This is a genomic window from Methanosarcina barkeri 3 (assembly GCF_000970305.1).
Lineage (GTDB): Archaea > Halobacteriota > Methanosarcinia > Methanosarcinales > Methanosarcinaceae > Methanosarcina > Methanosarcina barkeri_A.
The window spans coordinates 2,213,640-2,230,286 of record NZ_CP009517.1; the positions used below are offsets into that span (position 1 = coordinate 2,213,640).

12 protein-coding genes and 1 pseudogene are annotated in these 16,647 nt (G+C 38.1%); 8 read left to right on the forward strand and 5 right to left on the reverse strand.

Annotated elements, in window-relative coordinates; genetic code table 11:
• Positions 1–931: 931 nt before the first annotated feature.
• Positions 932–1,099, reverse strand: coding sequence for a hypothetical protein (locus tag MSBR3_RS21015; RefSeq protein WP_230627991.1), 168 nt, complete (start codon positions 1,097–1,099; stop codon positions 932–934).
• 129 nt (positions 1,100–1,228) lie between these two features.
• On the opposite strand from MSBR3_RS21015, the gene MSBR3_RS08825 reads away from it, so the two are divergent.
• The 3 genes from MSBR3_RS08825 (at position 1,229) to MSBR3_RS18920 (ending at position 4,604) form a co-directional block, all read left to right on the forward strand.
• Positions 1,229–2,938: a glycoside hydrolase family 15 protein gene (locus MSBR3_RS08825; RefSeq protein ID WP_080942260.1), complete on the forward strand. Its 1,710-nt coding sequence runs from the start codon at positions 1,229–1,231 to the stop codon at positions 2,936–2,938.
• Between the two features lie 183 nt (positions 2,939–3,121).
• Positions 3,122–3,298 (forward strand): PIG-L deacetylase family protein, encoded by a 177-nt coding sequence (locus tag MSBR3_RS21020; RefSeq protein ID WP_230627992.1) that lies wholly within the window; start codon positions 3,122–3,124, stop codon positions 3,296–3,298.
• Positions 3,299–3,827: 529 nt separating this feature from the next.
• Positions 3,828–4,604, forward strand: coding sequence for a glycoside hydrolase family 16 protein (locus tag MSBR3_RS18920; RefSeq protein WP_052723344.1), 777 nt, complete (start codon positions 3,828–3,830; stop codon positions 4,602–4,604).
• 253 nt (positions 4,605–4,857) lie between these two features.
• Here the strand turns inward: MSBR3_RS18920 and MSBR3_RS19415 are convergent.
• Positions 4,858–5,211, reverse strand: a pseudogene (locus tag MSBR3_RS19415) (IS66 family transposase); the annotation flags it as partial.
• A gap of 380 nt (positions 5,212–5,591) precedes the next feature.
• Between MSBR3_RS19415 and MSBR3_RS08845 the strand changes: the two are divergent.
• The 4 genes from MSBR3_RS08845 to MSBR3_RS08860 all read left to right on the forward strand — a co-directional run bounded on the left by MSBR3_RS08845 (position 5,592) and on the right by MSBR3_RS08860 (position 10,742).
• The gene (locus MSBR3_RS08845; RefSeq protein ID WP_048107588.1) at positions 5,592–6,206 is read left to right on the forward strand and encodes a site-specific integrase; all 615 of its coding nucleotides are present in this window, start codon (positions 5,592–5,594) and stop codon (positions 6,204–6,206) included.
• Positions 6,207–7,959: 1,753 nt separating this feature from the next.
• Entirely contained in the window at positions 7,960–8,601 is a 642-nt protein-coding gene (locus MSBR3_RS08850; RefSeq protein WP_230627993.1) for a PIG-L deacetylase family protein, read from the forward strand.
• A gap of 75 nt (positions 8,602–8,676) precedes the next feature.
• Positions 8,677–9,531, forward strand: coding sequence for an ATP-grasp domain-containing protein (locus tag MSBR3_RS08855; protein WP_048107590.1), 855 nt, complete (start codon positions 8,677–8,679; stop codon positions 9,529–9,531).
• On the forward strand, positions 9,531–10,742 hold the full coding sequence (locus MSBR3_RS08860) for a glycosyltransferase family 2 protein (RefSeq protein ID WP_048107591.1): 1,212 nt from the start codon (positions 9,531–9,533) through the stop codon (positions 10,740–10,742). The genes MSBR3_RS08855 and MSBR3_RS08860 overlap by 1 nt, the downstream gene beginning before the upstream one ends.
• Positions 10,743–11,388: 646 nt before the next feature.
• On the opposite strand, the gene MSBR3_RS08865 is transcribed toward MSBR3_RS08860, so the two are convergent.
• Positions 11,389–11,826 (reverse strand): GNAT family N-acetyltransferase, encoded by a 438-nt coding sequence (locus tag MSBR3_RS08865; RefSeq protein ID WP_048107593.1) that lies wholly within the window; start codon positions 11,824–11,826, stop codon positions 11,389–11,391.
• 99 nt (positions 11,827–11,925) lie between these two features.
• Positions 11,926–13,203, reverse strand: a complete 1,278-nt coding sequence (locus tag MSBR3_RS08870) for a M20 metallopeptidase family protein (RefSeq protein WP_048107594.1) — start codon at positions 13,201–13,203, stop codon at positions 11,926–11,928.
• Positions 13,204–13,688: 485 nt separating this feature from the next.
• On the opposite strand from MSBR3_RS08870, the gene MSBR3_RS08875 reads away from it, so the two are divergent.
• The gene (locus MSBR3_RS08875) at positions 13,689–14,630 is read left to right on the forward strand and encodes a nucleotidyltransferase domain-containing protein (protein WP_048107596.1); all 942 of its coding nucleotides are present in this window, start codon (positions 13,689–13,691) and stop codon (positions 14,628–14,630) included.
• Between the two features lie 372 nt (positions 14,631–15,002).
• Here the strand turns inward: MSBR3_RS08875 and MSBR3_RS08880 are convergent, their stop codons facing one another.
• On the reverse strand, positions 15,003–16,508 hold the full coding sequence (locus MSBR3_RS08880) for a PGF-pre-PGF domain-containing protein (protein WP_048107598.1): 1,506 nt from the start codon (positions 16,506–16,508) through the stop codon (positions 15,003–15,005).
• Positions 16,509–16,647: the final 139 nt, after the last annotated feature.

The window sequence follows — 16,647 nt, forward strand, 5'->3', positions numbered from 1 at the left end:
AAATATAAAACTTTAGTTTAGTTCGCATCTTATATTAAGGATGAATTGAGGCCACTATTTTAAAAATTAGATTTTAAAAGCGAAATTCTGAAAGAAGAGCTTTCTAAATATCATTAATGCTAAAAATAAATTATATTAGCGTTTGGTTTTAATCCTTTAACTCAAAATCCCAATGACTTAAAAATGTAAAAAAGTTACTTTTAAAAAACTGTGAATTTTCTAAAGAAGTGAATATTCCACTGTCCTCTATATTTCGCCAATTCATATTACAGTAGTTTAACAGAGACTAAATTTGCTGTTTGCAGTTACTGAAGAATCCAGGGATGAAGTATCTTTTGGTACTGTACTTTTTTGGTAATTTCCTGAATATTTTTATCTAAAATTTTGGCCAATTAAAACTAATTATAAGCCTCACTTCCTTTTTCGTTCTTACGAAATTACTAAAGAGTACATTTTACCTATCTCAATCGAATGCCCCACAACTTATTGCTAGGTGAATCATTACAACTTTGATAGAATAACTGAGTATACCCAGAAAGTGAATAAACAATTTTGTTACTTGCAAAGAGGCTTACCAGCTTCACGTACTGATTCAAACTGCAAATGAGCATGAAATTTTAAAGGATAAGTAATCACGACATTTTAAAGGATAAATGAGCATGAAATTTTAAAGGATAAACGAGAAGATATTTTTAAGGCTGAACGAGCACGTACTTTTTAAGGCTAAAATCCGGTTCTTGCTAAAATATTCCGTACCAATCTATTTTAGGTAATATAGTCATTTTTGTAATGGTTATATAAAAAAGAGAATTCAACAAGGTAGAGCCATTATAACATACTTTGGTAACCTGAGCTGAAGCTTAAATTTCTGAGTTATATAGTTTATAGTTCATGAAAACTAAAGAAGCAGGGGGTATCCGGAATTAGGCCACTAATTTTCGGAAATGGGAGAATCCTGATCTGCGAAGACGAAAAAGGGATTATAAGAGATATATATTTTCCATATGTAGGACTTGAAAATCATGGGAACTCCATAAAGGTTGGCATATGCGATCTTGATTCCCTTTATTGTAGCTGGCTTGAAAACTGGAAAATCCATCAGCAATATAAATCCGAATTTAAGAAGGATTTCTGCAAGCGTATTCTTGAAACCTCAGGCGAGAACAGGGAAGGCGTAAGAAGGAAAAACAATATTATTGAAAGCAATCAGGAAGTCCCTGAGGCCTGCATGGGAGTTGTCTCCAACATAGGGGAAATAGTGTTCGAAAACCCGGAAATCGGACTTCAAATTACTATCTGGGAAGCTGTCCATCCCTCGGCAAACATTTTTTACAGGACTTTTAAGGTCACTAATACCTCTAATAAGCCCAAACATTTGCGTCTTTTCTCAAACCAGAACTACCGAATTCTTGAGACAAAAATCGGAGAAACGGCTGTAATCGATAAACATACGCTTATACATTACAAGCGCGACCGTTACTTTCTGCACGCAAGTGACCCTGCGTTTGACCAGTATGCAGTTGGAACTGCAGAGTGGAAAGGGCTTGAAGGCACCTGGAGAGACATGGAAAACGATGCCTCCCTCAGTGGGAATATTGTTGCTCACGGCTCGGTAGATTCCACCCTTGGTTGGACTCTTCCTGAACTGAAGCCAGGAGAATCGGCAAGAATACACTACTGGATAGTTCTCGGAAAAAAGTACTGCAGCGTACTTCACACTCATAAACAGGAAAAGAAAGCCGGAAGAAAAGCCCTTTTTTATCATAACTTCAATTTCTGGAGTTCATTTATTGAGAGAGTATCCGTCCTTCCTGAGTTTTCCCGTATATCTCAGTTGCCACATAATGTCTTAAAGTGCTTTTACAGAAGCCTTCTTGCAGTTATCGCTCATATGGACATTACAGGCTCGATAATTGCATCCTGCGATTCGGATATAAAGCAATTCGGAGCAGACCTTTATACATACTGCTGGCCCAGGGATGCAGCCTGGGTTTGCCTTGCACTCGATAAAGCACGATATCATCACCTTACCTCAGAGACCTTTGAATTTTTCTCAAAAATCATCACCCCTAGAGGCAACTTCCTTCACAAGTATACGCCTGCCGGAGATTTCGGGAGTACCTGGCATCCTGTCCCTATGATTCAGATCGATGAAACAGGTATTCCTCTTTACGCTCTCTATAACAACTGGGAAATTGCAAAGAGTGTCTGGACTACAGGCAGATACTACAGAACGCTTGTAATTCCCACGGCCAGCTATCTTATAAAATCTATTGACGCGGAAACAGGCCTTCCAATTTCAAGTTTTGACCTGTGGGAAGAACGAAAAGGTGTGTATACCTACAGCGCTTGTACTGTATATGCCGGCCTCACAGGGGCTTATGAACTCTCCCGTTCTCTTGGTGATTATGACAATGCAGACATATGGAAGAAAGCTTCAGATCGAATACGGAAGTCCATACTGGAGAAACTTTATGATAAAAAACTAAAGCGTTTTCGCCGCGCTCTTGACGATTCAACTCTTGATTCTTCGGTTTTTGCAGTCTGGTACTTCGGAATTCTTCCTCCAGATGACCACAGGGTTGTCCAGACAATGGAAGCTATCGAACGTGAACTTAAGCGTCCCTCAGGCGGAATAGCCAGGTACCTTCATGATACTTATTTTGGCTATATGAATAGCTGGATTATCTGCACTCTCTGGCTTTCACAGTGGCATTCCGCAACCGGTAACCTTGACCAGGCTCTCAAACTCCTGGAATGGTGCGCAGATCACGCCTATCCCACAGGCCTCCTATCCGAACAAATTGATGACAGAGGCAAACCTCTCTCCGTCCTCCCTTTAGCCTGGTCTCACTCAGCCTATGTATTGGCTGTCCTCGAATACCTGCAAGCCCTTGAGAAAAAAGAGAGCGATTCATGCAATTATCCAGAAAAATAGTAACGATAAGAGGTAATTCGTAAGTCTAGAATCATGTTTTGGATCATATTAGCCAGCAATATCTTTTCAGCTACCATTCAATTTTTCTGCCTAATAAACCCAGATTCAAACATATGGTACCAGTTAGGTGCCGATTGCCTGGGCATCATAGGACAGAGTACACTCCTGATAGGAATTGTGTGGATGAAATTGATAGCTAAACCGAGTCCAAAACCGATGAAAATTTTGGCACTTGGAGCCCATCCAGATGACATGGAGATCGCCTGTGGAGGATCTCTCGCAAAGCTTTCCGATGCAGGGCACACTATAAGTGGGCTTGATCGCAAGTGGTGGGGAATGTGGGGGCAATGGTTCATCTAGGCGTAAAGAAGCAATGAAAGGTGCTGAATTCTTAGGTCTAAATAAGGTCGAAACTGAGATTTTCGCAATGGAACCTATAAAGATAGGATCTTCCAAATCATCGTTAAAACTAAGGATCTAGAAGGCTTACTTTATGACAATATATTTACAGTTAAAACTCCCCATTTAGGTGCACTCTAAAAACCATTTTTTAGATAAATAATTTATAATACTCTTTAAAATCAGTAGATAATCAATATAGTTCCTTTGTTTGTCCACAATTTATTTTTATTTATAACTAAGGCATCGAATGCCATTTTTACCCATCATAAGTTCTATGATAAGTGCAAGGAAAAAAGATATTTAATTAATTAATTAAAGCACTTAATCTTTCTAAATAACAAATAAATTATTTAATGGCTGTACCTTAATGAGAGAAGACTAACACTATATTTAATTAGGCAAATAAGGCTTAATAGTCTTTAAAAACTAGTCATTTTTTGAGGGGGTTATATAAAGAATAAAGTAAATTTATAATAATGGTGAAAATATGAGAAAATCGATATTCCTGTTAATTGGAATTATGTTACTTATATCAAATGCAAGTGCTCTTAGTTGGTCGAGATACGATGGGACACTTAAAAGTGGTACAAAAGGTCCTGGATCAAACTATTGGAACCCAAATAACGTATATATAGATCCAGATGAATCAAATGCAAGTGTCCTTAGTTGGTCGGGATATGATTGGATACTTAAAAGTGGTATAAAAGGTCCTGGATCAAACTATTGGAACCCAAATAATGCATATGTAGACTCAGATGGTAAACTACACCTAGAAATAAACTATACAGATGGCCATTGGAATTGTGTTGAACTAGACAGTGTTAAAAACTTTAAATACGGAAAATATACGTGGGTAGTATCTTCACAATCATTAAATCTTGATAAAAATGTAGTGCTTGGACTCTTCACATATACAGACGACAATCATGAGATTGATATTGAATCAGGTCAGTGGGGTAACTCAAGCTCAGACCATCTACATTTCACATGCCAGCCAGACCAAACAGTAACGTTTGTGTCACCTGATTCTAGTTATATAAACGCAACTAACGTGACTTATACATTTGACTGGCGACCAACTTACATACATTACACTGCTACAGCGTCAAATGGCAAAATCATTGCTAATTGGTACTGTACAAACGCTAGAGATATTCCTAAAGTAAAAGCGAAAGTAATGATAAACCTTTGGTTGCAGCATAGTGTACCACCAAGTAATGGCAAACCAGTAGACGTGATTATAAGCTCCTTTTATAGGAGCTAAACCTTTTTGGCTTAGTTGTAAAAACCTAGTCTCTCAGGATATTTTGGAATACGAACATTTTGACATAAAATGTTCGTATATTACCTATGCAAATGCAAATCCAAATGTTACATCCTATCAGAGAATACGCTTGTTTCCTTCGACAAACCCCATCCAATATCAAAAAAGCATAAGAAACACTTAGACAGTTTTCTCAGTGCCTCTAGATGACAAAAAATGCCATAGTTCTTATTTTATAAAAATTAGTAGCTATTCAGGGTATACTTATCGGCATTCTTTTGAGCGCCGATAAAATAGCATCTATAACAGACAAATTGTTCTTTCTAACTGTAGAAATATATGCTCTAATTCTGCAGAAAGCTTCCACTCCTTGCATGGTCCTGAAAGTTCCTGATATTTTCTGCTGTAGCTTCATCATTCTGATATCTCTTTCTACCTGATTATTCTCAAACTGAACCTCCAAATCTGTCAGGAGTCTCAGAATATTTTCTTTGTGTTCTATAAACCTATAAAGCAGATTCTTTGCTTTTGTTTTTGGATTCTTACCATGTTTTCCTTGTTTTCTAGGATTTAGAGAAGGTGAATTTTCTTCAATTCCTTTCGCGACTGGCAGTGTGCCACTTTTTCTGTAAAATCAGAAAACTTAGAAAGTTTGTGGTTTAAAAATCCCTGAGCAAGAGAACCGAATTTTGTTCAGTACACAAAAATTTGACTTTGAATTTACAGAACTTTCGGCACACTGCCGAAAAATAACTCATTGTAAGTCCAATTTTTCCTCGGAAAGAGGAAAAATTACGTAGCCTTAACAAGAATACCTGAACAGTTACGGTTTTCTTCTCAATTTCTTAACATAATATTAATAATTAAATGCAGTAGTTAGTATCAAAATACTGTATTTTTCATATTATCTTAACAGATATTCACCCATACAAATTTTAGTCAAACAATAATAAAGTATTTTTATGAAAAACAACTGTATACCAATAAATGAAAGAAAAGTATCCGGTTTCAGGATTTATAAGGGACAAAGAAGCCATTTATGTAAATGGAATCCGTATCTTTGTCCCTGTAGAATATGATAGGTTTAAGGCAGGAATTCCAAAAAAGAGACACAAAACTCTTTTTGAGCTATCAACAATCACTGGCATGAGGTATGCTGAAATCCAAAGGCTGTACGATCATCCTGAATGGTACTCTGAGAGCAGGAACCAAATTCGTCTTAATGAAGATGCACAGAAGAAAGTGAAACGAAAAGCGAAGGAGAGAACCATTGATTTGTTACCCTCAACTTTTCCCTATATTCTTGATCAATTTTTCAACGGGCCCGCTCCTCCAGATATTGATACATGGAACCAAGACCTTAAAAGATGGGCTATTAAAACTAATTTTAATCCATTTGGAATCTCAGCAAAAACTACAAGAAAAAGTATTGAGTCTTGGATGCTAAGTTCAGGAGTACCGCCTTTTAAAGTTTACCAAAGACAGGGACACGATCCTGAGACATCTCTTTATCATTATCAAGGACTCAGCTTTACGGATATAGAGATGCACCAGATTAAAAAAAGATTAATGGAATGGGGTATTCTTAGAACAGATAGTTGAAAGGATAATAGCCAAACTGGTCTAAAGTCTTGTACGGCTTATTCATTAATTAACTGCATAGGTTTTATATTTACAGAGATTGTTTCGAATTTTCTGTAAATCCAGAGTCAAATTTCAGGTTTGGAATACATACGGAAAAAAGATACTAAATAAGATTTGAAAAGACAACAACTAAAGAAGTCATAGTTTGGTGAGATATAAGATTATAAAAGTTGTTGTCTTACTTAGCTTAATATACTTACCCGATATTGATTTTGTACAATTTTGTGGATAAATGTAGTAGTTTTCCTATAAAACTACTGGTTATTCTATAAATTCTCAGGAGTTTTTGTCATCGAAATAAAATATATTAATGTAAAAATACAGTATTATTAAGAAAATAACTGTATTAGAACCATTTTAATTTTAGTTTCTTTATAGTTTATACTAAATTTATTACGCTGTGTAGACTGTTTGCATATCTCTTCCGTAGACCTTAATTACTGTTTTCTACATTGATTTTCATAAAATCCATCTACTTTACTCTTCTTCATACTAATTCTAACAGTAAATTTTTAAGAATATTTGAGTATGCATAGAGGTTTATGAGACCTTCTGCGTTTTCTCAGTTTAGTTCCAATTGTAATTTTACGGAACTTTTAGGACAGTATAGAATATATTATATTTAAATTTTACTTTTAAATAGTTAATATTTTTGAAAATATTTTTGTTATAATAATTAAAATTACTTTTGTCTTTATCTGGCGAATTGCCTGATAACTAAAATTAATAGTTGTCTAAAAATCTTCTATTATATTTAACATAGACATCTCGTTATTCTCATTAAATCTTAATATTCTTCTCATCTGTTTCTCAACAATAATTACAAAAATATTAAACTTTTCCAATGCGATAGCATTCCTTTTCGTTAGTTAGTGTGTGTAGAAATAAGTATTCCTAAGAAGGAATTTAGCTTAAATTATTTCTGTAGTCATAAACTATGACTACTTAAATTACTGTTATCTATCAAAAAATTTTAATTCGATTTATAAATTAATATAGTTCGTAATAAAGTTATTTACTTAAAACTACTGTATTATTGGTTGGATACCACTGTTATTAAGGAATATATGTTAAGATAAAGTGCAAAAATACAGTAGTTTTATAGGAAAACTACTGTATTTCCAAGATTTTCCATTTATATCTAGTATGGGTTGTGCGTTATTGGATGGTTGATATTTTGTCTTAGAGCATCTTTGCTTTAGGACTTAAGCAGTTGAACTGAAAAATGAATAGCATAAGTTCTATTTGCTTAATTGCATTTGTTTTTAAGCTTGCCTACATACAGGAAAATTGAGTGTATATGAAACAGAAACAGAGAGCGGAATGCGAATGTGTGTATCTTCTGAAAAATATCAACTGACTATTAGTAAACCACCAAATTTTTGAGAGAATTATAAAAATTGGAATCGCGATCAAGAGATTAGATTGGAGTTAGAGAGTACATATGTTCGGCTTGACAGGATTTATACATCTGATTAATTGTATAATTTTCAACATAGTGATTATACTCGTTTTAACGAAAAAGCTGCCGCTGAAGAGAATGGTCCGTAAATCTAGAATTTTGTTTTGGATCATATTAGCCAGCAATATCTTTTCAGCTACCATTCAGTTTTTCTGCCTAATAAACCCAGATTCAAACATATGGTACCAGTTAGGTGCCGATTGCCTGGGCATCATAGGACAGAGTACACTCCTGATAGGAATTGTGTGGATGAAATTGATAGCTAAACCGAGTCCAAAACCGATGAAAATTTTGGCACTTGGAGCCCATCCAGATGACATAGAGATCGCCTGTGGAGGATCTCTCGCAAAGCTTTCCGATGCAGGGCACACTATAGTGGGCTTGATCGCAAGTGGTGGGGAATGTGGGGGCAATGGTTCATCTAGGCGTAAAGAAGCAATGAAAGGCGCTGATTTCTTAGGTCTAAATAAGATTGAAATTATGGATTTTCCTGATACTAGACTGGATCAGTTTGTCTTAGAGATTAGCAAACAAATCGAAGTAATCGTAACCGAGTTGAAACCTGATATAGTATTTACACACTCAATTCATGATATACATCAGGATCATAGAGCGGTTCACTATGCAACACTGCGTGCTTGTCGCAACCTGAGCACGATATTATGCTATGAAAGCCCTTCTATTACTCAGTACTTCCAGCCAAATGTTTTTGTAAATATCGAACAGTATATAGATATCAAAATAGAAAGTATCAGGGAACATGGGGATCAAAACAAAAAAAGCTATGTACAGCCAGAGCAGGTCTATGGAAAAGCCATCTTCCGAGGTACTCAAGCAAAAGTCAAACAAGCAGAAGGTTTTGAGGCAATTCGGATTAATTTACCAATTTAATTATATCTGTGATGATATGAAATAAACAATTGTAAATTTGAAATGACACATCATAAATTGGGCAATAGGGATTATATGGTAAAGATTATGGTGACTGGTATTGGAGGCCCAGCCGGTCGTAATGTTGCATTACTCCTTTTAGAAAAAGGACATAACGTCATTGGCGTTGATATGCAGAAGATTTCGCTTCCAGGGATCAAGGTGCATAGAATTCCTCCTGCTTCACACCCATTGTTCTTGGAAAAACTATACACTCTTGCAGTCGAGGAGAGCATTCAACTGCTAATACCAACTGTAAGCGAGGAATTACCAATCTTAGCATCAGAATGGAAAAAATTGAGTGATATACCGACGGTCATTGGTCAACAGCAAGCAGTCTCCGATGCAGATGATAAATTTCTGACATATAAACGTCTTTCAAGCCATGGGGTATGTATTCCCAGGTACTTACTGCCTTCACAGGTCTCTTCGCCTGAGGAGATCTCGCTTAATTTGGGATGGCCATGCCTGAGTAAACCGCGAGTAAGTAGAGGTGGTAGAGAGGTAGTTATCAGAAACATAAAGGATTGGCCTGCAATCTCCATGCTTGATGACAGATATATATTACAGGAGTTTATCCCTGGAACGGAGTACGCACCTAATGTATACATTGGAAAAAAATCTGTTATCGTAGTTTTAGAAAAGACTAAGCTAAAAGAAGGAATCGTGGGCAATGCAACTGAAGTGAAGTGCGTAAACGCCCCAGACGTAGCAGATATAGCTAAATCCGCAGCAAAGGCTATGAATCTGACTGGTCCAATGGACATAGATATTCGCCGTCGAAACGATCAAAATCCTGTAGTTCTGGAGATCAATGCCAGGTTTGGGGCAAATATTGCCAGAGCCAAAGAAGTGCTGGATGCAGTTTTAGAAGATTTTGGAGTTTGCTAATGGAACCGCTTCTTTTATTCTTCTATATTACAGGATTCACCTGCTTTTCTGTAGGTATTCTGACGATTCCATATTATCCACTATCTTTGGCTTTCGAAATGCGCAAAAGCAAACAGGACATATTCAACAGCAAGGATCCCTTTGTCTCTATAGTGGTACCAGCCTATAACGAAGGAAAAGTGATAGGCCATTGTATAAAGTCCATTCTAGAATCAAATTATTCAGAATATGAGGTTATCCTAGTAGATGATGGTTCATCTGATAATACACTTGAAGAGATGCAGCGTTATGAAACGAACTCTCACGTAATTGTGGTAACCAAGAAAAATGGAGGCAAAGCCTCAGCTCTTAACGTGGGACTAAAACTAGCCAAAGGAGAAGTAATATTCTTCGTCGATGCTGACGGCATCTTTGCTCCTGATACCATAAGCAAGATGCTCAGTGGTTTTATCAGCGAAGATGTAGGTGCAGTATGTGGCAACGATGCTCCCATTAACGTTACTAATCTTCAGACAAAACTGGCGAACTTGCTCACTCATGTAGGCACAGGCTTTGTGCGTAGAGCACTATCTTCTATCGATTGCCTTCCTGTCGTATCTGGCAATATAGGTGCCTTCCGATATAGCACTCTTGAAAAGACTGGTCCCTTCTTAGAGGGATTTATAGGCGAAGACATAGAATTGACCTGGCGTGTGCACAGGGCAGGTTACAAAATAGTGTTTCAACCTTGGGCCATAGTATATGCAGAATCACCCTCAACTATCACGGGCCTGTGGAAGCAGCGCGTGCGATGGGCACGTGGGCTACTTAAGACAGCTTATATTCACCGAGATATGTTATTCAATCCAAAGTATGCCCCTTTTGCTTTTTATTTGCCAATTAACTTAACATCAATGATTATCATACCTTTGCTACAGTTGATATCAATCCTACTGTTACCGGTCTTGCTATATCTCAACGTTAATCCCATCCCTTTGAGCTGGATAAGCATCATGGGTTGGCTTGGTATGTTCTCTGCCATTTTTGCATTATTATTTGCTATTGCTCTTGACCGAGCTTGGTCTGATTTAAAATACTTCTACGTGATACCATTATGGGTACTATATTCCTTAATGATGGATGTAGTAATGCTATGGGCGATCATCGTTGAGCTGCGTAAAGAGGAGGCAAAATGGAACAAGCTAGATCGGACCGGCATTGTAAGCCGCTGAGAGATTCCAATGCAATAATATGCAGAATAGCTGTTGTTTTATTATAATATTCATTGGTTTCGTTGCAAAAAGTCTTGTTCTTTTACAAAAGAACTAAAAAACTTCATAATAGGAGAATTAATGATTTATATTATCCGGAAAATGATACGTAAGGTTGCCAATTATAGCCTAAAAGTGCGAGACGAAAATTTTGCAACAAACCTACTTTTGGTACCTAGTCTCACCAATCACCTTTCTAATATCAAGTTCATCATAAATACCAGAAACGATTCCGTAATGATCAAGAAAACGTGTTGTAAAGAAGAAGTGTTGTAAAGAAGAAGTGTTGTAATAACTATAATTAAATCCTGATACATTCGTTATCGGTTAAGATACGATCCATTAAAAATGTGTTACTATTATCATGTTTTTCTGTAAACCTGTAAAGTAAATCAAGATGCGTGGATAATTGTAGCCATGTTATGGCTAACTGATTCATTAACAGAAGACAAATGAATCCAGATAAAGACAAGATATTTTTTAATATAATATAGTAATAGAGAAATAGATGAATTAATCAGACATCTGCGGAAGATCAGATTCAGCCATCTTGAGCGAACAAAGTTAGCGAAAATGTCTCCATCCTCCCGAAAACGTAACTCTGGTGTTAAAACATTTTCTCGAAATACAGGTACCCCCTTTCTTCTTTCTGAAAAGTGAAACCGCATTTAAGGTACATGTCTATTGCTTTCGTGAGGGTTGAATCGGTTTTAAGAAACGCACCTGAGCAGTTTTTCTCAGCAAAATTGAGAGCAGTTCCGAAGAGCTGCTTTCCGTAGCCTTTACTTCTGAAAGCCTTTTTAAGGTAAATACGCCGGATTTCACACAGGTTTCCGTCAAGTTTTCGGACGCCTGCGGTGCCTACGACTTTACCGTCAACGATCCCCACGAAAAACACGCCTCCGCTTCCAAAGTAGTAATCGTTTATGTCATTGAGGTCGGCATCTTTTAGCCTGTCAGGTTCAAAGCCGTGCTCCATCAGAACTCCAAGCACAACTTCACAGACCTCTTTCTTTCTGGAATCATCATATCTCTGGATTATCATTTAACTCATTCCGCAAAGAACAGTTCATTTCCTGTTCACCTATTGCAAGGGACAGTTCACTTCCTGCTCATCTATCACAAGGGACAGTTCATTTCCTGTTCACCTGTCGATTTTCAGGCTTTTTCTTAAGGGTTCTGTGTTAAAACAGCCCTGAGAATTAAGATATTTTTCCGGGTTTTTGAGAAAATCCAGAGAAAGAGTATAAAATATTTCAGTGCCGGTAACCAGGATCTCTTCATCAATATCAAACTTGCAAGAGTGATTGATTTCCACAATCTTTTTTTCCTTGTTTAGGGTACCCAGGGAAATGAAAATTCCCGGAACTTTCTGCAAGTAACTTGCAAAGTCTTCGGCGGCAAAGGTTTTTTCGAGTTCAGGGTAGACTGTAAGTTCCGGAAAACTTTCCTGCAGCTTTGAATTTACAGCACTTGTGAACTTAGGATTATTCACAAGAACAGGATAGCCGTGCAGTATATCTAGCTCGTAGTCCGGAAAACCTGAAAATTCTTCTCCTGGTTTTACATATCTTTTTACTACCTCGTCCAGGCACTCCTTTATTGTCCTGTCAATGATATCCGTAGTTTCCCGGTCAAAAGTTCGGTAACTTCCAAGAATCTCTACAGTGTCAGGAACTCTATTGAACTGAGCTCCTCCTCGAATCCTTCCCACTCCAACAATATACCTATCCGGTTCAAGCTGTTTTTTCAGGGCAGGATAAAGATTACTCAGAAAATCCGTTGCCATTCGGACGGGATCAATGCAGCTTTCAGGCTTTGAGATATGGCCTCCCTTTCCTTTAACGATCACTTCAAACCGATTGGTGCTTGCCATGAAAGGTCCGGGACGAAAACCCACACTTCCAGACTCGTGATTTGTAAAAATGTGCATGCCCATAATCGCATCTACACCCTCAAGCCCTCCCTCTGCAATTACCCTCTCCGAACCGCCCGGAGGAATTTCTTCGGCAGGCTGGAAGATAAGGCGGACTTCTCCCGGAAAATTCCTGTTTTCCTGAAAAAGCCGTGCAGCCCCAAAAAGCATTGCCATGTGTCCGTCGTGTCCGCAAGCGTGCATAATTCCATCGTTTCTGGAGATATAGTTAGTATTTCTTTCAGTCAACTCTTCCTGCACCTGCAGTCCATCCGTATCCGATCGAAGGGCAATACAGGGACCAGGTAACGTCCCCCGAATGCTTGCAAGTACGCCGGTATCTGCTATTTTTCTGGCTTCTACTCCCAGTTCTCCAAGGATTTTCAGAATTTTTTTCTGGGTCTCGTATTCTTCAAAACTGAGTTCTGGATATCTGTGAAATTCGCGCCTGAGCTGTATAATCCAGGCCTCAAGCGCTTCTGTACTCGAATTTTCTCTCAAAAGCATTCCCTCGGATGTTCTGCATTTGCAGTCTATTCCGTTTACTGGTCCGTAATATTTATTGTCTTTATATCGACTGGTAGTAATATTAAGAATTATTAAGAATTTTTTACTTTAGGGTGTTCTATTTCAATATACTTTATTTATGTCTATTTTATTCCTTCAGTATATTTCCCTTAAGTCTTTCAGTATATTTCCCTTAAGTCTTTCAGTATATTTCCCTTAAGTATCTGTAACTCCAGGTATATTATCCATGTTGCTACGTCATTTATTACATAACATGCCATTTGTTACATAACATACCGTTTAATCCAGAACTTTTCGCTAAAGCCTTTTTAAAAGGCTTTTTTTAAAACACATGATAACTATATACAGAATTAACAATACATTTCATATTATTCATTATAGATTATTATAAAGTTCAGCCATTAAGGTTCCTTAAACCAGAGTACTTTGCAGTACTCCCATAATTTCCAGGATGGATGGTATAAATGCTAAAAACACGTCTGAGGGATTTTCTTGTCACGAAAGACAACTGGTTTTTTGCGGTTTCAGACTATTTCCGTAGGGATGGAATCCGCTCCACACTCCGCTACGTGCCCGATGAGAACGGGAAAAGGGAGTTAAACGGAATAAGATACAAAAAATATGACTTCGGTCCGGCTTTTGAATTCATGAGTGAACATAAACCTGAATGGGTGCAGGATGTTCACGTAGTGCCTGAATCCGAGGTAAAGCAGGTGCTTCGCCCATCGGATGCGATTCCCAGGCTTGTAAACTCTGACAGTCGCGTAAGGGCAATCGTAAAAGCACTTGACCTGGCAGGTGTTCCCAGGACAAGCATGGGAGTTACGGGCTCGATGCTTGCAGGACTCCAGAACGAGAACTCGGATATTGACTTTGTTGTTTACGGCCCTGTATGGTTCAGAGCAAGGGATGCAATAACCGCAGCAAAACAGCAGGAGGGGCCCATTGAAGAAATCAATGAGGAAATGTGGAAGAGAATCTATACAAAGAGAATTCCGGAGATTTCATTTGATGAGTTCATGCTGCACGAATCGAGAAAAGGTAACAGAGGCATGGTCGAAGGGACTTACTTTGACCTCCTTTTCGTAAGGGAATGGGACCAGATTAAAGAGCCTCTCCTGCGTGGGAAGGATACTGTCAAAATGAAAATCGAAGCCAAAGTTACAAATGCTGACTTTGCTTTTGACAGCCCTGCGTATTACAAGGTCGAACACGATGAAATAGACCACGTGCTCTCATATACCCATACCTATGCAGGCCAGGCGCTTCCCGGAGAACTGATAGAAGCTCGAGGCATCGTCGAAGAAGTAGGAGATATCAAGCGACTTGTTGTGGGCACTTCAAGGGAACCAAAAGGAGAATGGATAAGGTCTCTTACCTGGCTTGAGAAATGCGGATATCGGTAAAATAATTGAATGTAGATAAAATGATTTGATATCAATAAAACATTGGATACCGGTAAATGATTGGATGTGTTAAAACGATTGGACGCAGGTAAAACAGTGTGGAACAGTGTGGATATCGCTAAAAAATCAAAAGCGTAAACTTAATGAATGTAATTTGCTCAAAGAATGCAACTTTTTACTTCAGTCTGGACACTGAAGTAAAAAGTTGAAGAGAGGATAGAGATGGAAATAAAGCCTCTATGAGAAGACTTTCAACAAAAAAGCTTCTATACTCTAGCTTTTGTTTTAATTACCTTTTTTATTCCCGAATTTTATTTTTTTATCCCAGGATTTTATTCTTTTGTCCTCGAATTTTATCTTTTTACCTCAGGATTATTTCTTTCTATTTAATAGCCCATACAAAACCAGTAATTCAACTGCCACAAAGTCAAATTTAAACCCTGGAGAGCTCTTTGTCTCTTCTTTTTCAATATCTGAAGCAAGGTTCTCCTGTTTATCCTTTTCAGATGTTTTCTCTTCGTTCAGGGTCTGATTTTTTTCGATTTTGGATGAAGGAGTTTCAACCGATTGAATTCTCTTTTCGCTGCCTGAGATTGCAAAGGGAGAAAAACCAGATGTTTCTGCGGTAAAGTAGAAGTAAACGTTATCTTCTCTACTCAGGGTCGTAGGTAGCGGGTTCCAGACTCCATCACTGTAGCGGTACAGGGTTACAGTATCTTTACTGACTCCCTGTTCAATAGTCCAGGCTCTGTTCACCCTGAAATTTATTTGGGCATTTTCAAAATTCTCCCGACTTGAAAAGCCACTATTTCCAACCCAGAGATTTATATTCCTGTATACAGTTCCGGGCGCAGGTTCCTTAACAATTGACGATGTATTTTTTAGCATTTCTACAATAGCAGTTATTTTTCCAAAATTCTTTTTCGGATCAAACTCCACAGAGACTATTTCGTTTGTTTCGCCTTTAAAAGTGAAACATGTGTGGACCTCTTTGAAAACCTGTTCACTCGAAATTTCCTTTAGCTCGACATTACTGGTTGATTCAGGAGAGACAGAACCTCCTCCGCCTCCTCCACTTCCTCCATTTCCTCCACTTCCTCCGCTACTTTCCCTATTTTCATAACTGGAAGTTCCCTCGGTGACGGTTATATATCCTGCTTTTGTTTGGGTAATATTTCTGTATTTATTATTAGTTGCTTTTAATATTACAGTGTAGGTTCCAGGACTCTCATACGTGTAAACCGGATTCCTTTCATTTGAGTCAATGTTCCCGTTTCCGTCAAAGTCCCATTCCCAGGAATCAGGGTTGAAGGTAGATAAACCCGTGAACCGGACAATCAGAGGTGCAGGGCCAAGGAGAGGAACTGCGGAAAAGTTGGCTTCAGGTGGTGAAGAAGTAACTGTTACTTTTGAAAATCCTTCTACAGGGACAGCAGAAACAGAATAAGCAGAGATCCTGCCCGAAAGTGTAAAGTTTCCAGGCTCGTAGTTTGAAGGCACAGTCACATTATACACAACTGTCCTTTCTTCCCCTGCTGAAAGGTTCTCAACCCAGATCCATTCCAGAGTGGATGCTTTGAATGTGCTGGTTTCCTGGAATACAGCCCCATTATTTTCCCACTCACTCACCTGCCACCCTTCAGGGAGATTTTCATCGAGCGTCAGGGATTCAATATCCTGATCTGTAATTATATGTACAGTTATTGCAAAACTCTCTCCTGGATCAACTGTTCCGGCAGAAATTTCCCTGTTTGCTTCTATTCCTGCGGCTGAAGCAGGGAGGATTATCCAGGCAAATAAAATAATCAGAGCGAAGCCTGAAATAAGGCCTGATAGTTTAATCCAGCTTTTATTCCTGAAAGTTTTGATGAGATTCATAAGAAAGGACCCTTAATTCATTTCCAGATTTTACGGGTTTCCGATTTACGGCCATCTGATTTGTTTTTGAGCTTGTTTCTTCTCCGATCTTCTTCTAGCTCATTTTTCTATTAGGTATGTGTTTTTCAGATCATTTCAG